The sequence below is a fragment of the Mesorhizobium sp. WSM4807 genome (assembly GCF_055811615.1).
Genome location: NZ_JBVVQY010000003.1, coordinates 13,135 through 34,846, shown reverse-complemented (window position 1 = coordinate 34,846; position 21,712 = coordinate 13,135). Strand labels below are relative to the sequence as shown.

The 21,712-nt window shown below is 62.2% G+C and carries 25 protein-coding genes and 1 pseudogene; 19 read left to right on the top strand and 7 right to left on the bottom strand.

The window, feature by feature from the left end; all coding sequences use genetic code 11:
* Positions 1 to 14: 14 nt before the first annotated feature.
* Entirely contained in the window at positions 15 to 464 is a 450-nt protein-coding gene (locus tag AC0L3N_RS04410; protein WP_473545916.1) for a DNA polymerase III subunit chi, read from the top strand.
* Positions 465 to 795: 331 nt separating this feature from the next.
* On the opposite strand, the gene AC0L3N_RS04405 is transcribed toward AC0L3N_RS04410, so the two are convergent.
* Positions 796 to 1,278, bottom strand: coding sequence for a MarR family winged helix-turn-helix transcriptional regulator (locus AC0L3N_RS04405; protein WP_473545914.1), 483 nt, complete (start codon positions 1,276 to 1,278; stop codon positions 796 to 798).
* A gap of 98 nt (positions 1,279 to 1,376) precedes the next feature.
* On the opposite strand from AC0L3N_RS04405, the pseudogene AC0L3N_RS04400 reads away from it, so the two are divergent.
* Positions 1,377 to 1,744 (top strand): annotated as a pseudogene (locus tag AC0L3N_RS04400) (antibiotic biosynthesis monooxygenase family protein).
* A gap of 65 nt (positions 1,745 to 1,809) precedes the next feature.
* The gene (locus AC0L3N_RS04395) at positions 1,810 to 2,256 is read left to right on the top strand and encodes an anthrone oxygenase family protein (protein ID WP_473545912.1); all 447 of its coding nucleotides are present in this window, start codon (positions 1,810 to 1,812) and stop codon (positions 2,254 to 2,256) included.
* Between the two features lie 166 nt (positions 2,257 to 2,422).
* Here AC0L3N_RS04395 and AC0L3N_RS04390 read toward each other — a convergent pair whose 3' ends face one another.
* Together AC0L3N_RS04390 and AC0L3N_RS04385 are read right to left on the bottom strand one after the other, a co-directional pair.
* Positions 2,423 to 3,145 carry a haloacid dehalogenase type II gene (locus tag AC0L3N_RS04390; RefSeq protein ID WP_473545910.1) on the bottom strand — a complete coding sequence of 241 codons (723 nt, stop codon included), beginning with the start codon at positions 3,143 to 3,145 and terminating at the stop codon, positions 2,423 to 2,425.
* 194 nt (positions 3,146 to 3,339) lie between these two features.
* Complete coding sequence (locus AC0L3N_RS04385; protein ID WP_473545908.1) at positions 3,340 to 3,828, bottom strand: RidA family protein; 489 nt, start codon at positions 3,826 to 3,828, stop codon at positions 3,340 to 3,342.
* 190 nt (positions 3,829 to 4,018) lie between these two features.
* Between AC0L3N_RS04385 and AC0L3N_RS04380 the strand changes: the two genes are divergently transcribed.
* The 10 genes from AC0L3N_RS04380 (at position 4,019) to AC0L3N_RS04335 (ending at position 13,381) form a co-directional block, all read left to right on the top strand.
* Positions 4,019 to 4,708 carry a TetR/AcrR family transcriptional regulator gene (locus AC0L3N_RS04380; protein WP_473545906.1) on the top strand — a complete coding sequence of 230 codons (690 nt, stop codon included), beginning with the start codon at positions 4,019 to 4,021 and terminating at the stop codon, positions 4,706 to 4,708.
* A gap of 232 nt (positions 4,709 to 4,940) precedes the next feature.
* Complete coding sequence (locus tag AC0L3N_RS04375; RefSeq protein ID WP_473545904.1) at positions 4,941 to 5,681, top strand: FadR/GntR family transcriptional regulator; 741 nt, start codon at positions 4,941 to 4,943, stop codon at positions 5,679 to 5,681.
* Positions 5,678 to 6,853 carry a PLP-dependent transferase gene (locus AC0L3N_RS04370; protein WP_473545902.1) on the top strand — a complete coding sequence of 392 codons (1,176 nt, stop codon included), beginning with the start codon at positions 5,678 to 5,680 and terminating at the stop codon, positions 6,851 to 6,853. Before AC0L3N_RS04375 ends, AC0L3N_RS04370 begins: the two co-directional genes overlap by 4 nt.
* 27 nt (positions 6,854 to 6,880) lie before the next feature.
* The gene (locus AC0L3N_RS04365; protein WP_473545900.1) at positions 6,881 to 8,140 is read left to right on the top strand and encodes an ABC transporter substrate-binding protein; all 1,260 of its coding nucleotides are present in this window, start codon (positions 6,881 to 6,883) and stop codon (positions 8,138 to 8,140) included.
* A gap of 104 nt (positions 8,141 to 8,244) precedes the next feature.
* On the top strand, positions 8,245 to 9,180 hold the full coding sequence (locus AC0L3N_RS04360; RefSeq protein ID WP_123149749.1) for a carbohydrate ABC transporter permease: 936 nt from the start codon (positions 8,245 to 8,247) through the stop codon (positions 9,178 to 9,180).
* Between the two features lie 19 nt (positions 9,181 to 9,199).
* Entirely contained in the window at positions 9,200 to 10,033 is an 834-nt protein-coding gene (locus AC0L3N_RS04355) for a carbohydrate ABC transporter permease (RefSeq protein ID WP_292518219.1), read from the top strand.
* A 10-nt stretch (positions 10,034 to 10,043) separates the two neighbouring features.
* Complete coding sequence (locus tag AC0L3N_RS04350; protein WP_473545898.1) at positions 10,044 to 11,144, top strand: ABC transporter ATP-binding protein; 1,101 nt, start codon at positions 10,044 to 10,046, stop codon at positions 11,142 to 11,144.
* A 192-nt stretch (positions 11,145 to 11,336) separates the two neighbouring features.
* Positions 11,337 to 11,948 carry a hypothetical protein gene (locus tag AC0L3N_RS04345; RefSeq protein WP_123149746.1) on the top strand — a complete coding sequence of 204 codons (612 nt, stop codon included), beginning with the start codon at positions 11,337 to 11,339 and terminating at the stop codon, positions 11,946 to 11,948.
* 3 nt (positions 11,949 to 11,951) lie between these two features.
* Positions 11,952 to 12,797: a 23S rRNA (adenine(2030)-N(6))-methyltransferase RlmJ gene (locus AC0L3N_RS04340; RefSeq protein WP_473545895.1), complete on the top strand. Its 846-nt coding sequence runs from the start codon at positions 11,952 to 11,954 to the stop codon at positions 12,795 to 12,797.
* A 131-nt stretch (positions 12,798 to 12,928) separates the two neighbouring features.
* Positions 12,929 to 13,381: a hypothetical protein gene (locus AC0L3N_RS04335; RefSeq protein ID WP_473545893.1), complete on the top strand. Its 453-nt coding sequence runs from the start codon at positions 12,929 to 12,931 to the stop codon at positions 13,379 to 13,381.
* Here AC0L3N_RS04335 and AC0L3N_RS04330 read toward each other — a convergent pair.
* Both AC0L3N_RS04330 and AC0L3N_RS04325 read right to left on the bottom strand, forming a co-directional pair.
* Complete coding sequence (locus AC0L3N_RS04330; RefSeq protein ID WP_192362290.1) at positions 13,351 to 13,689, bottom strand: transcriptional regulator; 339 nt, start codon at positions 13,687 to 13,689, stop codon at positions 13,351 to 13,353. The genes AC0L3N_RS04335 and AC0L3N_RS04330 overlap by 31 nt on opposite strands.
* A 447-nt stretch (positions 13,690 to 14,136) precedes the next feature.
* Positions 14,137 to 14,685: a hypothetical protein gene (locus AC0L3N_RS04325; protein ID WP_473545891.1), complete on the bottom strand. Its 549-nt coding sequence runs from the start codon at positions 14,683 to 14,685 to the stop codon at positions 14,137 to 14,139.
* 449 nt (positions 14,686 to 15,134) lie between these two features.
* On the opposite strand from AC0L3N_RS04325, the gene AC0L3N_RS04320 reads away from it, so the two are divergent.
* Positions 15,135 to 15,731 carry a glutathione S-transferase family protein gene (locus AC0L3N_RS04320; protein ID WP_473545889.1) on the top strand — a complete coding sequence of 199 codons (597 nt, stop codon included), beginning with the start codon at positions 15,135 to 15,137 and terminating at the stop codon, positions 15,729 to 15,731.
* Between the two features lie 74 nt (positions 15,732 to 15,805).
* Here the strand turns inward: AC0L3N_RS04320 and AC0L3N_RS04315 are convergent, their stop codons facing one another.
* The gene (locus AC0L3N_RS04315) at positions 15,806 to 16,456 is read right to left on the bottom strand and encodes an outer membrane protein (protein WP_473545887.1); all 651 of its coding nucleotides are present in this window, start codon (positions 16,454 to 16,456) and stop codon (positions 15,806 to 15,808) included.
* Between the two features lie 406 nt (positions 16,457 to 16,862).
* Between AC0L3N_RS04315 and AC0L3N_RS04310 the strand changes: the two genes are divergently transcribed.
* The 5 genes from AC0L3N_RS04310 (at position 16,863) to AC0L3N_RS04290 (ending at position 21,168) form a co-directional block, all read left to right on the top strand.
* Positions 16,863 to 17,639, top strand: coding sequence for an SDR family oxidoreductase (locus AC0L3N_RS04310; RefSeq protein ID WP_473545885.1), 777 nt, complete (start codon positions 16,863 to 16,865; stop codon positions 17,637 to 17,639).
* Entirely contained in the window at positions 17,636 to 19,723 is a 2,088-nt protein-coding gene (uvrC, locus tag AC0L3N_RS04305; RefSeq protein ID WP_473545883.1) for an excinuclease ABC subunit UvrC, read from the top strand. Before AC0L3N_RS04310 ends, uvrC begins: the two co-directional genes overlap by 4 nt.
* A gap of 99 nt (positions 19,724 to 19,822) precedes the next feature.
* Complete coding sequence (gene pgsA / locus AC0L3N_RS04300) at positions 19,823 to 20,419, top strand: CDP-diacylglycerol--glycerol-3-phosphate 3-phosphatidyltransferase (protein ID WP_127316551.1); 597 nt, start codon at positions 19,823 to 19,825, stop codon at positions 20,417 to 20,419.
* A gap of 1 nt (position 20,420) precedes the next feature.
* Positions 20,421 to 20,678: a molybdopterin converting factor subunit 1 gene (gene moaD, locus AC0L3N_RS04295; RefSeq protein ID WP_473486722.1), complete on the top strand. Its 258-nt coding sequence runs from the start codon at positions 20,421 to 20,423 to the stop codon at positions 20,676 to 20,678.
* Between the two features lies 1 nt (position 20,679).
* On the top strand, positions 20,680 to 21,168 hold the full coding sequence (locus AC0L3N_RS04290; RefSeq protein ID WP_473545881.1) for a molybdenum cofactor biosynthesis protein MoaE: 489 nt from the start codon (positions 20,680 to 20,682) through the stop codon (positions 21,166 to 21,168).
* A 46-nt stretch (positions 21,169 to 21,214) separates the two neighbouring features.
* Here AC0L3N_RS04290 and AC0L3N_RS04285 read toward each other — a convergent pair whose 3' ends face one another.
* Positions 21,215 to 21,712 (bottom strand): DoxX family protein, encoded by a 498-nt coding sequence (locus AC0L3N_RS04285; protein WP_473545879.1) that lies wholly within the window; start codon positions 21,710 to 21,712, stop codon positions 21,215 to 21,217.

Here is a 21,712-nt window from a genome sequence, read left to right as displayed (position 1 = left end):
TTCAAGGCGCAATCATGGCCGACGTCCTGTTCTACCACCTGACCGAATCGACTCTGGAGGATGCACTGCCCGGCCTGCTCGAGCGCAGCGTCGATCGCGGTTGGCGCGCCGTGGTGCAGACCGGCACCGAGGAGCGGCGCGACGCGCTGGACCAGCATCTTTGGATTTTCAGAGACGATTCCTTCCTGGCGCATGCGACCGACCGCGAATCCCATCTGGCCGAGCAGCCGATCCTTTTGACAACCGGCCAGGACAATCCGAACGAAGCGCAGATACGCTTCCTGGTCGACGGCGCGGTGCCGCCGGAGCTTCTCGGCTATGAACGCGCCGTGGTCCTGTTCGACGGCCACGATGCGGCCCAGGTCGAGGCGGCGCGCACGCACTGGAAGACGATGAAGGAAGCCGGCCACGCGGTCACCTACTGGCAGCAGACTTCAGACCGGCGCTGGGAACGCAAGGCGTAAAGCTGCCGCGTTGGCTATCCCGATGCCGCTGGCAGCCATATGCAGAATGACAACGTAGAAGGCGACGTGAACCCAGCACGCGACACGCTCCTGCGAGCGAGGCGATCCCTCCAGAGGAAACGGCTTCCGATCGAACCGCCGCCACCAGACGATACGGAAGGCCGTGAGAGAAGCAGGACTATGATCGCTACCGGAATGTGACACGGAGGAAACCCGCAGTGGTGGCCGCATCCATGGCCTTCGCTGCCTGAAAGCCGGAGCCCAGCAGGGCCAGAATCAGAAGGGGCTCAGCCAGTGAATTGAGACCGCTATCGTGCCGTAGCGATCAGCTCTACTCTTCAGCATCTTCTTCTTCTTCGAATTTCTTCCGCAGCGCCTTCATGACACGGCCGGCCGTTTCGAGGTCTTCGATGGGAAGACCCTCCGCGAGCGTGTTGACCCGTGGGTTGTACAATCTGATCGCGGCGTCATAGGTCTGCTGTCCCTTATCGGTTAGCACGACAAGGTGCGCGCGGCGGTGATGCGGATTGGGTTCGAACCTGACGAGCCCTTCCTTCGCCAAATCGTTGACGATGCGCTGCACGTTCTGGCGGTTGGCACCGAGATCGCGTGCGAGCCACGCGACCGGCTGAGGGCGTTCGGCTGCGACAATGGCGCCGAGGATCTGCCAACGGGCGCTGGTCAGCCCAAGCGGAGCCACGAGCCGATCGCCCCACGTCAAAGTCAGGTTATTGACCCTGAACAGGCCGAGAATGAGATCGGTCAAGGCTTCACCCGCCGGGGTTCGGTTTAGGGTCTTCGTTGTTTCGTTCATTTGTCACCATAGGATGATATTGACATTATAATGTCAATTAGGTACGTGTGCATCACACCAGATCGACATGGTATAACCAAATTGGAAAGGAACCTATCATGTCTCTTATGCGCCCACTGGACCCTGCATTCCCGATCGAACGTCAGATCGCAATCGATGCTGCTTCCGTCGTGCTCGTGAACGTATTCACGCTCGACAAGGCGACGAACAGACCTTTCTCCGACCCTGGCACGACGATGCGCTGTTCATGAAACAGCAGCCGGGTTTCATCTCGACCCAGCTTCACCGCGCGGTCGGCGAAAGTCCTACTTATCTGAACTATGCCGTCTGGGGATCGACAGCAGACTTCCGGACTGCGTTCATGCATCCGGAGTTCAGGGCGAAACTCTCAGTCTATCCGGCTTCGGCGGTCGCTTCCCCGCACCTGTTTCAAAAAGTCGGCGTGGCGGGCGTCTGCCTCGCGTAGGCGTGGCGTCAGCAAGAATTCGAAGTCATCAAAATCGAAAGAAAAGAAAGGCAGGAGAGATTCCGTTGCGACTCCTATTCAACATTCTCGCTATCTCTGGTTCGGCGATGTTCGCCGGCGTCATGCTGACGATCGGAGTAACGTTGGGCGGCTACTGGAAGAGCCTTCCGGCTGCCGAATTCCTCGATTGGTTTAGCCAGAACGACCGGTTCATCATAAGGACGATCCCCCTTGTCGTCGTTCCGACCCTCATCGGCCTGATCGGTTCGCTCTGGCTCAGTTGGAGCGAGGGAGGACTACGTGCACTGTGGATCGGGGCGATCGCCTGTGTCGCTGCCGTTCTGGTTCTCACTATGGCCTGGTTCCTTCCGACCAACGCGCAATTCGCCACCAAGTCGATTCCCCTGGATCAGGTGCCCGCCCGGCTAGACACCTGGCTCATGGTCCACAACGTTCGAATCGTGCTCGCCACCGTCGCGTCGGTGCTCGGGATTCTGGCAGTCGCTCGGTGAAGGGCGGGACCGGCGCTGGGAACGCAAGGCGTAATAAAGCCTGCCATCTTGGCTATCCGCAACCCGGGATAGATCGCGGAGCAATTGGCTCACGACGCCGAAGAAAGCATCGGACCGAAACCTGGAAGAACACTGAAGGGGATGGTTTGCTGATCGTTGAGACGCGCTACAACTGAAGCCGTTCAGCCAAGTCAATGAAGTCGCTGGCCACCAGGTCCCAGGCCTGATCAGGGTGCAAGTCTGTGGTCTGCGCTAACCCGTGCTCGGTCGGACGCGGGACAAAGGCTGTTCGCAATCCGCATGCCCGAGCCGCTGCAAGGTCGCCATTGTGGGCGGCCACAAGACAGATCTCAGCTGGCTTCATTGCCAGGACGTCAGCGGTGCGAAGATAGGCTTGCGGCATCGGCTTGTACGCCTGCACGACTTCGGCGCCGAGGATCGCATCCCAGGGGATGCGACTACGCTTCGCCATGTTGAGCATGAGGACGATGTTACCGTTCGAGAGCGGCGCGATGATATAGCGGGCCTTCAGCCGTGTGAGGCCGGCCACCGCGTCCGGCCATGGCTCTAATCGGTGCCATGCCAGGTTCAGTTCGTCCAGTTCGGACGCTGGCACCGAAGCCGGGTCGATCCCGAATTCTGGCAAAACAGCTTCCAGATTCTCCCGATGCAGCACGTCGAGCCGTGTAAAAGGCCGCCGGCCGCTGCGCACCTCCTCCATCGCTGGGGAGTAACGGCTGCGCCACGCATCCGCGAAAGCGGTAAGAATGGCGGATCCTGCTCCATGCCGCTTCAGGAACGGTTCAGCTTCGCGCGCCACGCCGCTGCGCCAATCGACGACAGTGCCGAATACGTCGAATACCAAGGCACGTACGCCATCCAATGCCATCACATTCGGCTCCTCGATCCCACACTAAATGACCGTCGCATTCGGGTGGCGAGCGCCCCTTGCGGCTGTCGCAAAAATCGTCCGCGAAACACCCATTTTTGCGAGGGAAATTTGCGACAGGCAAACCATTGACCGGATGGACAGGGTGAAACTATCGCGAAGCTCAGAATATGTGCGAAGGGCGACCGGCATCACTACTCCAGAATGACGATGGCCTCCACCTCGAAGAGCATGGGGTCAATTGCAAGCTTGGGAACGGGAATCAGGGTCTGCGCCGGCAGCGCCTCACCGAACATTTTCTTGACGTTCTTGGTCAACACCTCAAGCTTGGACATATCGTGATCGACCACGAAGACCGTGAGCTTGGCGACCTGATCCGGCCTGGCACCGAGCGCATCGAGGGCGGTACGCAAATTTGCGTAGGCCTGCTCGACCTGGACAGCGAAGTCGGGCGACAAGGCTCCCGTGCTGTCTTGGCCGCCCTGTCCGGAGATGTAGGCCAACCGGCCATCGCGGGGCGTGATCACCGCCGTGCTGTAGCCATTCGGCGACGGGTCGTAGAGGGTTTGTGGATTGACGATGGTCAGCTTGAGATCCTTCTCATTCGCTGTCGTCGCAGCGGGAACTCCGATGATCATCATAATTAGCCCTCCGATAAGCAGATGCTTGATTGTGCGTGACATGATTTTCTCTTGGCTCTGCGAGCAACGTATCCTCGCGGCCGGCATGATTGAACTTTAACCGTATCGCCCATACGATCACTCGTGCGACGTACGAGTCGTCGTATGGTACGCCGTACGAGTCAATCGTTCAAGATCGACATTCGTCGCGTTGCCGGTCAAAATCGACGTTCTGAACAGCGAGGGGAGACGGATGGCTGCCAAACGCAGCGGCGCCCGGAGCAAACGAGGGATAAATGAGCGGCTCCAGCCCGTGCAGGAGCCGCGCAGTGAACCGCCGCTCTCTCGGGAACGCATCGTGGCGACCGCGGTAGAACTGCTGGACGCCCAGGGAGTCGACGGATTGACGATGCGTCGGCTGGCCGATCGCCTCGGTTCGGGCGTGATGAGCCTGTATTGGCACGTCGACAACAAAGAGGATGTCTTTGATCTGGCGCTCGACTCGGTGCTCGAATATCGCGGACCGCCGCAAATGGTTGAGTCTCGAGACTGGCGCGGAGAAGTCGTTCATATGCTCGAAGACTGGCGCGCCAGCATGCTGCGCCATCCTTGGTCGGCATCGCTGTTGCCGCGCCGGGCACTCGGCCCGAACATACTCAGTCGCCTAGAACTGCTGAGCAACACCTTGTCCAGAGCCGGGGTTGCGGACGCAGATGTGAACGTCGCGATATGGTCGCTCTGGAACTATGTGATGGGCGCCACCATCACCCGGGCGAGCTTCGACCTCTCGGACGACGACAGGGCCGCCGCGCAGCAACGCCTTACACGTCTCAGCGAACGCTACCCGACAATCGAACGCTCTCGTCTGCTGATGGAGACCGATTGGAGTGGCACCTTCCGGAAAGGCCTCGGTTTCCTCCTCGATGGCCTCTCTCCAGGATGAGGCTGAACGGTAGCTTTGGGCTCAAAGCGACTGTCGCAAAATCCCCGTTTACACGACGTTTTTGCACCTGATTTTTGCAACGTCGCATGAGAAGCCTTTGCGGCAAGGTCTAGGGTTCCACAGCGGGTCGTGAGCCGAAATGCAAACTGAGACACTGCCCAGGGCACTTGACGAAAGGTCGGCCGCGCGCAAAACTGCTAAGATATCAGACCAATTTTGGATGTAGGTTCCCATGCGAGCGCGCGGCGAACTGCCCGGGGCACCTGCCACGCGTGTCGCAATCGCCACGCTCCCGCCATTGGATCGCGGCAAGCAGGTTATGGAAGCGCTGGCCGACTATGTCGAGCGCGCTGCGTTGAAGAGCGGTGACCAGCTTCCGACCGAACGCGAATTGATGGCCGCGCTTTCCGTCGGGCGCTCGACGATACGCGAGGCGATGGGGCGTTTCGAAGCGCTCGGCGTCACCGAGACCCGCAAAGGCAGCGGCACCTATCTGCTCAAGCCGATATCCGCCGGCACGATCCATTTGCCGCTGTCGCTCGATACGGCAGAGCTGCGCGATGGTCTCTTGCACACCCTCGAGGTACGCCGCGGCATCGAGGCCGAGGCAAGCATGGTCGCGGCGCGGCGGCGGACAGTCGACGATCTGCGGACGATCGAGGAAAAACTCATCGAGATGGAGCGCGTCCATCTCGCCACCGGCACGTCGGGTCCGGAAGACCTGGCCTTTCACCTGGCCGTCTACGACGCCACGCACAACCCGCTTTTCCGGCAGCTCCTGGGGCAGATGCGCGAAGCGTTCGAGCGCTTCTGGGACCATCCTTTCGACCGGCAGGATTTCGCGCGGCGATCGTTCCCGTATCACCGCGAGCTGTTCGATGCCATCGTCGCCAGGGACGCGGAGCTGGCGCGCGGAAAAACGCTGAAGATCCTCGAGATCGTGGAAGAGGATATCGAGGAAATGTCGAAATGAACGGTCCCGATTTTTTCGACCAGGCATCGCTGATCGCCGCGCATGACGAGGGCAACGCCTTCGATGCCGTCGTGCCGCCGATCGTGCAGACTTCGCTCTTCACCTTCCCGAACTATGACGAGATGCTCGAGACGTACCGCGGCGAAAAGGTGCGGCCGACCTACACGCGCGGGCTGAACCCGACCGTGCGCATGTTCGAGGAAATGCTGGCAAAGCTGGAGGGCGCCGAGGACGCGATCGGTTTTGCAAGCGGCATGTCCGCCATCTCGTCGGCAGTGCTGAGCTTCGTCGAGCCGGGCGACCGCATCGTCGCGGTCAGGCATATCTACCCGGACGCGTTCCGGCTGTTCGGGACGCTGCTCGCGCGCATGCGCATCGAGGTGACCTATGTCGACGGGCGCGACGAAGCCGCTGTCGCGAGCGCCCTGCCTGGCGCCAAGCTGTTCTATATGGAAAGCCCGACCAGCTGGGTCATGGAAACCCATGACATCGGTGCGCTCGCTGCGCTGGCAAAGTCCCGCGGCATCCCGACCATCATCGACAACAGCTGGGCCAGCCCGGTCTTCCAGCGGCCGCTGTCGCTCGGCGTCGATGTGGTGGTCCACTCCGCGTCCAAGTATCTGGGTGGCCACAGCGATGTCGTCGCCGGCGTGGTCGCGGGCTCGAAGGGCTTGATTGGCCGCATCCGCGGCGAAGCCTATCCATATCTCGGCGGCAAGCTGTCGCCATTCGACGCCTGGCTCTTGATTCGTGGCTTGCGCACACTGCCGATCCGGATGCGCGCGCATCAGGCCTCCGGCCTCGAAATCGCACGGCGCCTGCAGGATCATCCGATCGTCGAGAAGGTCTGCCATCCGGGGTTGGCCAACCTGCTTCCTGCGGGGCTCACCGGCACGTCGGGCCTGTTCTCATTTGTCTTCCGCGACGGCATCGACATCCGGACGTTTGCCGACCGCCTCAAGCTGTTCAAGCTAGGCGTGTCCTGGGGCGGCCACGAAAGCCTCATCGTGCCCGGCGAGGTCGTGCTGCAGCAGAAGGCCCAACCCAATTCCGCGATGGCGTTCGGCGTCCATCCGCGGTCCGTGCGTCTCCATGTCGGCCTCGAGGGAACCGAGGCGCTGTGGAGTGACCTGGAAGCGGCTATCACAGCCGCGTCCGAAGAAAAGACCTGAAGCAACCAGACAAGAAGGGAACGGAAAATGAAGAAGCTTCTTATCACCGCATTCGCCACCGTACTGATGTCGGGTGCTGCACTCGCCGACACGACGCTGAAGCTCGTGGAGGTGATCACCAGCCCCGAGCGCACCGAAACCCTGAAATCGATCGTCTCCAAATTCGAGGCTGCCAACCCGGGCACGAAGGTCGAGGTCATCTCGTTGCCCTGGGGCGAGGCGTTCCAGAAATTCGCGACCATGGTGTCCGCCGGCGAAATCCCCGACGTCATGGAGATGCCGGACACCTGGCTGTCGCTCTATGCCAACAACGGTCTTCTCGAGAGCCTCGAACCCTATCTTGCCAAATGGGAGCACACCTCGGGCCTCACCGATCGCGCGCTCGAACTCGGCCGCGACGTGAACAACACCGCCTACATGCTGCCCTACGGCTTCTATCTCCGGGCGATGTTCTACAACAAGAAGCTGTTCCAGGAGGCTGGTGTCACCGAGCCGCCCAAGACGATGGACGAGTTCGTGGCGGCGTCGGAAAAAGTATCCAAGCTTCCAGGCAAATATGGCTACTGCCTGCGCGGCGGGCCGGGCGGCCTCAACGGCTGGATCATGTTCGGCGCAACCATGGCCGGGTCCAACAAGTTCTTCAACGAAGACGGCACCTCGACGATGAACAGCGAAGGCTGGGTCAAGGGACTGACCTGGGTCGTCGACCTGTACAAGAAGGGATTGGCACCGAAGGACAGCGTCAACTGGGGTTTTAACGAAATCGTCGCCGGATTCTACACCGGCACCTGCGCAATGCTTGATCAGGATCCAGACGCGCTGATCGCGATAGCCGAGCGGATGAAGCCGGAAGACTACGGCGTCACGACCATGCCGAAGGGGCCGTCCGGCAAGACGTTTCCGACCATCGGCTATGCCGGTTGGTCGATGATGGCGGCCAGCCAGAACAAGGACCTCTCCTGGAAGCTGATCGAAACGCTCGAAGGGCCCGAGGGCAATGTCGAGTGGAACAAGCGCACCGGTGCGCTGCCGGTCCACAAGTCGGCCGAAAAGGATCCCTTCTACGCAAGCGAGCAGTTCAAGGGCTGGTTCGCCGAACTCGAGGACAAGGATGCGGTGCCGACGGTCATGCCGACCTATCTCGAGGAGTTCGCCTTCTTCAAGGACTCGATGGTCATCAAGACCAGTCAACAGGCATTGCTCGGCGACATCACGCCCGAGGAAATGGCCAACCAGTGGGCCGACTATCTGACCAAGGCGCAGCAGAAGTACCTGGCCAAGAAATAAACGGCGGACCTAGAGCATCGGAGCCGCCCATCGCCGGGTGGCTCCGATAGGTCTCGTCCATGGTTGATTGGAAGGATGGCCAATTGGAACGAAAGCGTTAGCTGATGGTTTTTGACGCCACCGCCGGGTTCCCGGAATCGCGCCGCCGGTCGCTGGTCGACCGGATCACGCGCCACGCCGAGCCATATCTTTACACCGCCCCGGCGCTGATTCTGATCGTCACCATCATGCTGGCGCCGCTGGTGCTAGGCCTGTCCTACGCCTTCCGTGACGTGCACTTGCTCAATCCCTTCTCTGGCGGGTATGTCGGGCTCGATCATTTTCGCACCCTTTATGACGACGATAATTTCTATCGGGCGCTGCGCAACACGCTGTGGTGGACCGGCGCGTCCGTCCTCCTGCAGTTCGTGTTCGGCCTGGTCCTGGCGCTGTTGCTCGACCGGCCGTTTGCCGGCCGCGCCATAGCGCAGGCGCTGGTGTTCCTGCCCTGGGCGGTGCCGACCTTCCTCACCGGGCTCAATTGGGCGTGGCTGTTCAATCCCGTCATCGGACCGCTGCCGCATTGGCTTTATGCGCTCGGCCTGATGAGCGAGCCGGCCAACATCCTTTCCAATCCGCAGCTCGCCATGTGGGGACCGATCATCGCCAACGTCTGGTGGGGCATTCCCTTCTTCGCCATCACGCTGCTGGCCGCGCTTCAGGCTATCCCACGCGACCTCTACGAGGCGGCGGCGATCGACGGCGCCGGCGCGATCAGGCGGTTCACGTCGATCACGTTGCCATTCCTGGCGCCGACCATTGCGATCACCGTGCTGTTGCGCACTGTCTGGATCTCGAACTTCGCCGACCTGATCATCGTCATGACCAGCGGCGGGCCGGCCGACCGCACGCAGATCGTCGCGAGCTACATCTTCACGCAGGCCTTCAGAGCCCTTGATTTCGGCTACGCCTCGGCCATCGCGCTGGTGCTGCTCGTCCTGCTGCTCGCCTATTCGATGCTGATCGTCATGCTGCGGCAAGTCCTGATGGATCGGTCGTGATGGGTCGGGGGATGACCAGATGAACAGGTATTCGACCTTCGGCACCGCGCTGCACCGCCTGGCGATCCTCTGCTACGTGGTCTTTGCGCTGTTCCCGCTGTTCTGGCTGTTGAAAGTATCGGTGACGCCGAACGACCTGCTCTATTCGGAGGGCGTGCGGATGTGGCCGTCGCGGATGAGCTTTGAACATTTCCGTTTCGTGCTCGCCCACAGCGCATTTCCGGTCTTCTTCAGGAACAGCATGATCGTTGCCGGCGCAACGGCCGTGATCGTGACGCTGCTCGCGTCCCTCTCCGGCTATGCGTTGTCGCGTTTCACCTTCCGCGGCAAATACTGGCTGGTCGCGCTGATGCTGCTCACCCAGATGTTTCCATTGGTGATGCTGGTCGCGCCGATCTTCAAGATGCTCTCGCCGCTCGGGCTGACCAACAGCCTGACCGGGCTGGTGGTCGTCTACACCGCCTTCAACATCCCCTTTGCGACGTTCCTGATGCAGTCGTTTTTCGACGGCATTCCCAAGGAGTTGGAGGAGGCGGCCAAGATCGATGGCGCCACGCAGTTCATGGCGTTTCGCCAGATCGTCCTGCCGCTGACGCTGCCCGGCATTGCGGCGACGCTGGGCTTTGTATTCACCGCCGCATGGAGCGAACTGCTGTTCGCGCTGATGCTGATTTCGGGCAACAGCGCCGCCACGTTTCCGGTCGGTCTGCTCACCTTCGTGTCGAAGTTTTCGGTCGATTTCGGGCAGATGATGGCGGCCGGCGTGCTGGCGCTGATCCCGGCCTGCCTCTTCTTCCTGTTCATCCAGCGCTATCTGGTCCAAGGCCTGACGGCCGGCGCGGTCAAGGGCTGAGTGAGGTTCCATGGCATCGATCGACATCCGCAACGTCCGCAAGAATTTCGGCATCGTCTCCGTGCTGCATGGCGTCGACCTGTCGATAGAGAACGGCGAGTTCGTGGTGCTGGTGGGGCCGTCGGGCTGCGGCAAGAGCACGCTGCTGCGCATGATCGCCGGGCTCGAGGAGGTGACCGAAGGTGAGATCCGGATCGACGGCATGCGCGTCAATGAGCGGGCGCCCAAGGACCGCGACATCGCCATGGTGTTCCAGTCCTACGCGCTCTATCCGCACATGAATGTCGCCGAGAACATGAGCTATGGCCTGCGCATCCGGAAGGCTGCCCGCGAGAAGATCACGGCCGCCGTCAGCAATGCAGCCAGGAAGCTTGAGCTGCAGCCGCTGCTTGCGCGGCGGCCGAAGGCACTGTCGGGCGGTCAGCGCCAGCGCGTGGCGATGGGCCGCGCGATCGTGCGACAGCCCAAGGCATTCTTGTTCGACGAGCCGCTGTCAAATCTCGATGCGCGCTTGCGTGAGCAGATGCGGGCAGAGATCAAGAAGCTGCACCGCGATCTCGGCGCGACCTCGATCTATGTCACCCACGACCAGATCGAGGCGATGACACTGGCCGACCGGATCGTCGCTATGCATGAGGGCGTGGTGCAGCAGGTCGGCAGCCCGCTGCAGCTTTACGACCGCCCTGCCAACCTGTTCGTGGCCGGCTTCATCGGATCGCCGGCCATGAATTTTCTGTCGGCGCGCTATGAGGTCGGCGCAGGCACGGCCGGCGCACGATTGCCCGATGGAACGCTGATTGCGCTTTCGTCAGCCTATCAACTCGAGCAAGGCGCGGCGGTGACGCTCGGCATCCGGCCGGAGCATGTCGAGATGTCGCCGGGCTCGGAGAGCAGCCTGAGGGCGACGGTCGACCTGATCGAGCCGACCGGCTTCGGCATCATCCTGCATCTCGGCCTGCATGGCCTGCCATTCAACGTCTTCACGCTGGACAGGGCGGCGCTGACGGCTGGCCCGACGGTGACGGTGGCTTTCCCGCCGCAACATCTGCATTTGTTCGACGAGACGGGAATGCGCGCATTGGAAACGAGCCTCCAGAAGGGGAAGGGCTGATCCTCCTCATCGGGCGCTCAGATCATTCGGATTCTCCCAAATCCGGTTCCCACCTTTGGGTCCGACGCTATTGTCTATCTTGGCACCGCCGAATTCGATACGACATTTGATCTCGGCCTCGACATGGCTCTGGTACGAGATGGAACGCGCCCGCGGCGCTAATGCTAATATCTGGGCAAGGTAGTCGAGCGCATGCGCTTTCTGTTTCTTCTGATCCTGCTCGCCGGCATCGGCATCGGCGTCGTCTATCCCTGGGCGATGACCAATTTCTCCGGCCATGAGATCGGGACCTGGCGGGTTTACGAACAGGGCCGGTTCATGCCGGCGACGGTGCCGCTGGCCGCTCGCGACGCGCCGGTGCGGGTGCTGGTCGACCTCACCGCGAGAACCGAACGCATCGTCTCGCAACAGCGCACCGTGCTGACGCTGACCGCAGCCACCGGCGGCAGGACGGTGCTCGCCTCGACGCTGCAATTCAACCATTCGGAAAATCCGCGCCAGGTCAGCCCGCAACTGCCGGACAAGATCTTTCGCGACGAAGCCGGCCTGATCGCGAAGGTCAGCCCCGGCCCGTACCTCTTCACCCTCGGCCCGGGCGACGCCGAAGGCATCGAGATGCGGGTGGTGGACCTCGTGCTGCGTTCCGGTGTCGGCGAGATCGATCGCCGGGCGCGGCCGGTCGGCTTCTCGCTGATAGCGGCCGGCCTGATCGGGCTGCTGTTGGCGTTGCGTTTCGGCGGCCGCCGGCCGCAAAATCCGAACTCGCAGCCGCCACCGCCCCGCTGGGGCAGGGGCTCGAACTAGACCGTGAATTACCGCCACGCCTATCACGCCGGAAACTTCGCCGATGTTGTCAAGCATGTCGTGCTGAGCCGGCTCGTCGAATATCTGAAGCAGAAGGACAAGGCCTTTCGCGTCATCGACACCCATGCCGGCATCGGCCGCTACGACCTGTCGTCGACTGAAGCGCAAAAGACCGGCGAATGGCAAGGCGGCATCGGCCGACTGGTCGATGCCGCGCTTGACGCGCCGGCGGCAGCACTTCTGGCGCCTTATCTGGAAGCTGTCAGTTCGCTCAATCCCGAAGGCGGCGTGAAAAAATATCCCGGCTCGCCGCTGATCGCGCGTCATCTCATGCGCAAGCAGGACCGGCTGTCAGCGATCGAATTGCATCGCCAGGATGCCGCGAAACTGAGGGCGCTATTCCAAGGCGATTTCCAGACCCGGGTGATCGAGCTCGACGGTTGGCTGGCGCTCGGCGCGCATCTGCCGCCGAAGGAAAAGCGCGGCCTCGTACTCGTCGATCCGCCGTTCGAGGAGGAGGGCGAGTTCGATCGCCTCGTCGACGGGCTGCGGAAAGCCCATAAGCGCTGGCCCGGCGGCATCTATGCTTTGTGGTATCCGGTCAAGGACCGCAAGGCGGTCGCCGCCTTCCGGAAGGCGCTGGTGCAGTCAGGCGTCCCGAAGCTGCTCGACATCGGCTTCGAGATCAGGCCGCCATCGGCCGAGGCCAGCCTCGACGGCAGCGGCATGGTGGTGGTCAACCCGCCGTTCACGCTGGAGGGCGAGCTGCGCACGCTGCTGCCGGCCTTGCACACATTGCTTGTCGTTGAAAAACCAGCGCACTGGACGCTGGAATGGCTGGCGGCGTAGGGCGGCAGAGGTATTCGCGCGCCTGTCCTGGCTGAAGGCGATTTCGAACTAGGAAACCATTGTCTCTACAACCGCTTGACCGCGCGCAAGCGAATCCGCACAGTGCGCGCAATCGACCATAAGAGGCTGCCATGACTCGCTTCGCCCAATCCGCCCTTGCCGCACTGATCGCCCTTTGCACGCCGCTCGGCACGTCCCTCGCTGTCACCCAAGCAGCAAAGGCTGCCGACCTTGCCGTCTATGTCGACGAAGACAGCGGCGTTTGCGGTGAGGCTTGGGTGCTGAACAAGATCACCAGCCGCTTCTCCTACCAGGTGCACCACGTGCCGAATCTGCCCGATGTCGAGATCACCGATTTCCAGCGGATCCATCAGCACCGCTATCTGCCGGCCAACGAAACCTGGCCGATCGGCCGCCGCTATTGCGGCGCCACCGTCAGCCTGTCCGACGGCCACGCCCGTACCATCTGGTATCTGATCGAGGAAGGGCAGGGCTTTGCCTCGATCGGCAACAATGTCGAATTCTGCGTCTCGGGCTTCGACCGCTGGATGGTCTACAACGGCCGCTGCCGAGTCCTGCGCTGAACGCGTTTACCTGGCTGCTCCGCCTCATCGAGGATGGCGCGAAGGAAGGCGGCGTGACCGCGAAAGGCGCGCCGTCCGATTGACGTCGCCTTGACCCGCGTTTGCGGCCGACGTCCGACAAACAGCTTTTCGACATCGACATATCCCGCTTTGGCAAGCGTATCGATATGCGCGCCGAGATTGCCGTCGGTCGCATTGACGATGGCCTTCAATCGGGCGAATTCCAGCGCTTTGCGCCTTTCCAGAGAATTCAGCGTGGCCATGATCCTGAGCCGCACGCTCTGGTGGATGATTTCGTCGGCAGCCATCATCGGGCCTGCTGTGGTGTCCGGCGTTCAGTCTCACTGGTCTGGGACAGCGCCGCTTGATCTTGTGCGAATGACATGCGCTTCTCCCGCATACTGCAGAATACTCTGCTGAATAGAGTAATCTGTCAACCTTAGCAAAAAATTGCCCCTCTCGAACGCAGGCAAGGTCCTGGCGCAGAGCGGGCCGCGTTTTGCTTTTGCAGCTTGTGTAGATCGTCCGGTTGACAAGACGATGAGATCGTTGAAGCAGCCGCATCATGGTGTTGCCGGTCGATGATCAACGAGCAAAACGCTTGCTAACCTTCAGCGCTTCGTAGCAAGATTGGTCCGGCAAAGCGCGCACAATGTCTGTAGCAAACCGTCGGCAAAGATCGATGAGCAGCAACGGCATTTTGCGAAATCAGCACGAGCGTGTGTCGCCTGTAACCAAAACTTAAACTGAAAAAATCATGCTAATGCTTCGCTGGCTAGACAAGCGCGAGTCAGATATGCATTACGCGCCGGGTCATTAACGGCCGTCGGCACAACTAAGGGGCATGATATGGCTAAACAGTCATCCAAAGCGCCGGCATCCAAGTCACCGGCAAAGAAGGCACCGGCAAAGAAAGCACCAGTAAAAGCGGTGGCGGCAAAGGCCGCAGCCGCTGTGAAGAAAGCAGCACCTGCTGCCAAGCCGAAGGCCGCCGCGGCCAAGGCAAAAGCAGCGCCGGCCAAGAAGCCAGCCGCGAAGGCCGCGGCAAAACCGGCAGTGAAGAAAGCAGCACCAGCCAAGGCCAAAGCAGCGCCGGCCAAGAAGCCGGCCGCGAAAGCCGCGGCGAAGCCGGCAACGAAGAAAGCAGCACCTGCCAAGACTGCGACGATAAAGAAGGCTGCACCGGCCAAGAAGGCTGCGCCGGCAAAGAAAGCGGCTGCAGCGAAGTCTTCGGTAGCGGTGAAGAAAGCAGCGCTGGCGGCCAAGCCGAAGGCGAAGGCAGCGCCCGCGAAGGCGAAGGCCAAGAAGTAATCGCGTTTCTTCGCTCGCGGAGAAGACCGTTAAGGGCGGGTGCCGGACAGGCGCCTCGCTCGCAGGGTCAGTGCTCGGGCAAGAATAGAGGCGGAGGGAAGACAGCTTTTCGCAGCTCCCAGGACTTCGCCGCACGGCGAAGTCCGGTGGGGCATTTCTCTGTGCCCGCAGAGGAATTCTCGGTGCAAGACCGGTGGCTAGGTTCGGGTCTGTCTGACCTGTTCAGATTCTCTTGGGCTGCAACTGCCGTACCGCTCATTGCCTCAAGATCGCAGAGGAACGGTCGTTTGCCGTGGCGCCCGGTTTTTCCGCCTGTGGGCTGTTGATCATGCCGGCATGCCCGGCCAACAGTGTCGCGGAAATGGATCATGCGCAAATTCTAAGTGCTACAGCATTCTTTGCGCGTCCACGCGCTCTGTACTCGGCAACCAGGAACCCGATCATGCCCAGACTGCTCTACGCCTCCACGTCCCCTTACAGTTCCAAGGTGCGCATGGCCGCGCTTTATGCCGGCATCGCAGTCGATCTCGTGCCGATAAAAACCGAAGACAAGCCGGCCTACCTGATCGACGCCAATCCGCTCGGCAAGATCCCGGTGCTGGTGCTCGACGACGGCCGCTCGGTCCACGACAGCCGCGCCATTAACCAGCATCTCAACCGCATGTCGAAGAACGCGCTGTTCCCGCGCAATCCCGACAAGCGCCTCGAGGCAGAAGTGCTGGAGGCACTGGCCGACGGCATCTGCGACTGCGCGCTGTCGATGGTCTATGAGCGGCGCACGCGCCCCGAAGACATGGTCTACCAGCCGTGGCTCGACCGCCAGTGGGCGAAGATCACCAGCGCGCTCGATCTGCTCAACGCCAATCCGCCAAAGCTGCCAAAGAAGATCACCGCCGGCCAGCTGGCGCTGCGCGCCTGCCTTGGCTATCTCTCGCTGCGCTTTGCCGGAAAGTGGGAAAAGGGCCGCAGCAGGCTGGTCCGCTGGGCAACGCGATTTGACGAGAAGTTTCCCGAGCTGAAACCCTGCGTCCCGGCGTGAGCGGCAGCCAGAGAACGGGTCATAAAAAAGCCGGGCGCGAGGCCCGGCTTTTTCGTGTCGTGGCTTGGACGATTTTAGAACTTCATACCGACGCCAAAGGTGACGCGGTTGTCGGTCGACTTGACCTTGCCGATACCGTCAAAGTCCTTGTCGCCGAAGTCGGTGTAGCGATACTCGACACGGCCGAACACATTGTCGGTGATCTTGATGTCGGTACCGACGCCGGCCGTCCAGCCGAGCATGGTTTGTTCGTCGCTGACGCCGGCCGCTTCGATCTCCTGGTTCTTGAGCGCGCCACCGGCGGTGCCGTAGAGCAGGATTTCCGGGGTGACGGCGTAGCCGAGGCGGGCGCGCAGCGAGCCTTCGAAGCCGCCCTTGGCCTCGACGCCACCATCGTCGCCCTCGATGCCGCTATAGCCGATATCGGCTTCAGCACCGTACACGAAGTTCTCCGCCTGCCACTGATAGCCGCCAAAGACGCCGCCGACAAAACCATCGGTGTCGACGTCAGTGCCGAAATCATCGGCATCGGCGTGACCGCTGAAGCCGTAGCCGACGCTCACACCGGCATAGGGACCGGCCCAGGAAGCGACCGGCAGTTCGGCGATCGGGGCGGGTGCCGGCGGCTCTTCCGAGATGACGTCAGCAGCATAGGCGGTTCCGCCGAGGGCGAAGAGCCCAAACGCCACCGCCAGCGGTCGCGCAAATTTAAGATTGGCTTGCATTGTTCTTTACTCCTTAAGCCACAGGCACAGGCTTGCTTTTCACAAGCGCCCTCAACCCGCCGGGGGAAAAACGGGTCTGGCGCTCAACGGTTCCGAATGTCGTGTCGAAATGCGGCTGAAGCGAACCTGAACTTGGGTCATTACCCGGCACGAATGAGGCTGAATTTTGACGTTGCATCTGCGCAACAGATAGTGTCAGGAGGCTTTGCCGTGCGATGCCGAACACCGCTTGGAGCAAGGAGTCCGGCGCCCTATATTGCGGTCTGACGGCCGAGTCCCGGCCACAGTCGAAAGACCGATCCGGCCGCTTTGCCACAATGCTGCCCAAGGTCCGAACGGCATTTAACGCTCGGCCGGCCATATTTCGCCGGCGGGCTGAAATCGAAGCCCATTGAGGATTGACAGGATGAGCAAGGCCGCTGGAACGGCGCTGGTGACGGGCGGGGGCAAGCGGATCGGCAAGGCGATCGTCGAGGATCTGGCCGCGAACGGTTTTGCTGTCGCGATCCATTGCAACCGCTCGCGAGCCGAGGCGGATGCGTTGGCCGCGCGGATCAACGGCGGTCATTTTGGCCAGGATGGCCGCGCCGCTGTGGTCGCCGCCGACCTGACCGACATGGCCGCGGTCGGCGACCTGATCGGCCGCGCCGCAGCCGCGCTCGGGCCTGTTACACTGCTGGTCAACAATGCCTCGCTGTTCGTGGACGACACGGTTCAGGACGTCGACTGGCTTGCCTGGGACCGTCACTTCGCCATCCATGTGAAGGCGCCGGCACTTTTGGCGCAAGAATTCGCCCGCGCGCTGCCGGAAGGCCAGGACGGGCTGATCGTCAATATGATCGACCAGCGCGTCTGGCGCCCGACGCCACGCTATTTCTCCTATGCGCTGTCGAAATCCACATTGTGGACGCAGACGCAGATGATGGCGCAGGCGTTGGCACCCCGCATTCGCGTCAACGCCATCGGCCCCGGCCCGACGCTGAAGAGCGCGCGCCAGGAAGACAGCGATTTTGCCGCGCAGGTCGACGGCTTGATCCTGAAGCGCGGCCCGGAATTGCCTGAATTCGGCGCCACCATCCGCTATCTCTGGGGCGCGCGCTCGGTCACCGGCCAGATGATCGCGCTCGACGGCGGCCAGCACCTTGCATGGCAGACGCCGGATGTGACAGGCATTATCGAATGAGTCCCATGGACCAGAAACACAAACGAGGCGGCGCCGCCGACGACCTGCCCCCCGATGTCGACCTCGAGGACGAGGCGGCGGAGGAGATCGTCGATCCGTCAGCTCCCGGTTCCGGCGGCCCTGACGTCGCCTTCACGGCCATCGATTGGACGCCGCATGCCGGCGATGCCGACGGCATGGTCGGCGCCGAAGTCATCCAGACCCTGGTCAAACGGCTGCCCAACGCGCCCGGCGTCTACCGCATGATGAATGCCGCAGGCGACGTGCTCTATGTCGGCAAGGCGCGCAGCCTGAAGAAGCGGGTGACCAATTACGCGCAAGGCCGTTTCCACACCAGCCGCATCGGCCGAATGGTGCGCGAGACGGCGACGATGGAGTTCGTCGTCACCCGCACCGAGATCGAAGCGCTGCTGCTGGAAGCCAACCTTATCAAGCGCTTGCGGCCGCGCTTCAATGTGCTGATGCGGGACGACAAGTCGTTCCCCTACATCCTGTTGACCGGCGATCATGTCTCGCCCGGCATCTACAAGCATCGCGGCGCGCGCTCGCGCAAGGGCGACTATTTCGGCCCATTCGCCTCGGCCGGCGCCGTCGGCCGCACCATCAATTCGCTGCAGCGCGCTTTCCTGCTCAGGAGCTGCACCAACTCCTTTTACGAGAACCGCACGCGGCCGTGCCTGCTGTTCCAGATCAAGCGCTGCGCCGGCCCGTGCACCGGCGAAATCTCGCATAGTGACTATGCCAAGCTGGTCGCCGAGGCGAAGGACTTCTTGTCCGGCCGTAGCCAGAAGGTGAAGACCGATATCTCCGCCGCCATGCAGCAGGCCGCGGAAAACCTCGACTTCGAGCGCGCCGCCATCTATCGCGACCGGCTGGCGGCGCTGTCGCATGTGCAGAGCCATCAGGGTATCAACCCGCAGACCGTCGACGAGGCCGATGTCTTTGCCATCCACCAGGAAGGCGGCCAGGTCTGCATCCAGGTGTTCTTCTTCCGCACCGGCCAGAACTGGGGCAACCGCGCCTATTTCCCCAAGGCCGATCCGGCGCTGGACGCGGCCGAAGTGCTGGGCTCGTTCCTGGCGCAATTCTATGACGACAAGCCGACGCCGCGCACCATCCTGTTGTCGCGTGGCGTCGAGGACCAGGAATTGCTGGCCGAGGCGCTCTCCACCCGCGCGGGCCGCAAGGTGGCCATCTTGGTGCCGCAGCGCGGCGAGAAGAAAGACCTGACCGACAACGCGCTGCAGAATGCCCGCGAGGCGCTCGGCCGCCGGCTGGCCGAGACCTCGACGCAAGGGCGGCTGCTCACCGGCTTCGCCGAGACTTTCGGCCTGAAAAAACCGCCGGTGCGCATCGAGGTCTACGACAACTCCCACATCATGGGCACCAACGCCGTCGGCGCCATGGTTGTCGCCGGGCCGGAAGGCTTCGTGAAGAACCAGTACCGGAAATTCAACATCCGCTCGACCGAGATCACGCCGGGAGACGATTTCGGCATGATGCGCGAGGTCATGGAGCGGCGTTTTTCCCGGCTGCTGAAGGAACATGGCGATGTGCCGCAGAGCGAACAGGCGGCGGACGACACCCTGGCCGAACAGGGCGACGATATCGAGGATGCAGGCGGCTTCCCGGCCTGGCCAGACGTCATCCTCATCGACGGCGGCCAGGGCCAGATGACGGCGGTGCGCAAGATCCTCGCCGATCTCGGCATCGAGGATCGTGTCCAGGCCATCGGCATCGCCAAGGGCCAGGACCGTGACGCCGGCCGCGAACGCTTCTTCGTGAGGGGAAAGCCACCGTTCTCGCTCCCCGTGCGCGACCCGGTGCTCTATTTCGTCCAGCGGCTGCGCGACGAGGTCCACCGCTTCGCCATCGGCTCGCACCGCGCCCGCCGCAAGAAGGAGATGGTCAAGAGCCCGCTCGACGAGATCAGCGGCATCGGCCCGGGCCGCAAGCGCGCGCTGCTCATGCATTTCGGCACCGCCAAGGCGGTCAGCCGCGCCGCGATCGAGGATTTGGTCAAGGTCGACGGCATATCCGAGCAGGTGGCGAAGCTGGTCTACAACCATTTTCACGAGAGCTGATGGATTCGGCTATTTTCGGTTGGTCCATCGACTATCGCCTGTTGACCCCCCACATTCGCTTCTGATTTGAGTAGGCAGGCAGAAAGAGTTCCCAAAAATATGGCCCAGCGCGCATTCAACCTGCCCAACATGCTCACCTATGCCCGCATTCTCGCGGTGCCGCTGGTTGTGCTGTGTTTTTTTCTCGAAGGTCATCTGAAATCGAGCGACTTCGCCCGCTGGTCGGCGCTGATCATTTTCCTGCTGGCCTCGATCACCGACTATTTCGACGGCTATCTGGCGCGCGCCTGGCAGCAGACCTCGAACATCGGCAAGATGCTCGATCCGATCGCCGACAAGTTGCTGGTTGCCACTTGCCTGCTGCTGCTGGCGGCCGACACCGATAGGCATGCCGGCATCGCCGGCTGGTCGCTGTGGGCGGCGATCATCATCCTGTGCCGCGAGATCCTGGTCTCGGGCCTGCGCGAATATCTGGCGGCGCTGAAGGTCTCGGTACCGGTGACGCAGCTGGCAAAGTGGAAGACCACCATCCAGATGGTCGCCATCGCCTTCCTGCTCGCGGGACCTGCCGGCGACAAGATCTTCCCGCTGACTACGCAGACCGGGCTGGTGCTGTTGTGGATCGCCGCGCTTGTGACGCTTTACACCGGCTATGACTATTTCCGCGCCGGCCTCAAGCACATCATGGACGAGTAGCATGTCGACGAGGCTCATCTATTTCGCCTGGGTGCGCGAGCGGATCGGCAAGTCGCAAGAGGACGTCGACTTGCCCGCCGGCATCGAGACGGTGGCCGACCTGCTGCGCTGGCTGAAATCGCGCGGCGAGGAGTACGAGCACGCGCTGCAATATCCTGACGTGATCCGCGTCGCCATCAACCAGGAACACGTCGAGCACCGCGAGAAGATATCAGGCGCGCGCGAGATCGCGCTGTTCCCGCCGATGACGGGTGGCTGAAATGCCCGGCGCGGTGGTGCCGACGGTGCGCATCCAGGCGGAGGATTTCGATGTCGCCGCCGAGATCGCCAAGATGACGCAAGGCCGCGCCGACATCGGCGCCGTGGTGACTTTCTCGGGTCTCTGCCGCGATGAAGCGGGCAGGCTGGCGGCACTCGAACTCGAACATTATCCCGGCATGGCCGAGGCCGAGATCGGCCGCATCGCCGCCGAGGCGGTCGGCCGCTGGCCGCTGCAGGGCCTCACCGCCATCCATCGCCACGGCAGGATCGCGCCCGGTGAGAACATCGTGCTGGTGGTCGCTGCCTCCACGCACCGGCAGGCGGCGTTCGAGGCGGCGAGCTTCCTGATGGACTATCTGAAATCGCGCGCGCCGTTCTGGAAGAAGGAACACCATACCGACGGCTCGCAAGGCGGCTGGGTCGACGCCAAGGAGGCCGACGACGAGGCGGCAAGCCGCTGGAAGCAGGCCGTGCCGAAACGAAATTGATGCTTCGCGTCACCGCCGGACGGGTGGGAATCCCATCGACCCCAGATCAGCCTTTGTCAGTGCCGATCCAGTGATCGAGCGCAATCCGGCCGGGTCCCCACGCCATGATGCCGAGCGCCATCGCCGCCCAGGTGATGTGCAGCGGCCAGCCGTCCGGCACGGTGAGCTGTATGACCAGCGTCATCACGAGCAGCCCGAATGCCGCCAGTCGTGTCGCCAGGCCGAGAACAAGGAGAATTGGCAGCAGGATTTCCGCCGATCCTGAGATGAACGCTACCAGCCCAGGTGCGGGAAAATTGTAAGGGCCGCCGGGCAGATGCAGCTTGAGCTCCGAGCTGAAAAGCAGCGCGGCGACCTCGTTCAACTGCAGAAAACCGTCCCATTTGTTGATGCCGGACCGCCAGAACGGGACGGCGAGCGCGCAACGCAGGACAAGCTGCGTCAGCGATGGTGTGGCACCCGTGCGCAGGGCGGCATTCACCCTCTCGACGAGGGCGGCAATCCCTCGCGGCTTGGTGCTGGCGTTCTGCCCATGGTTCGTCAT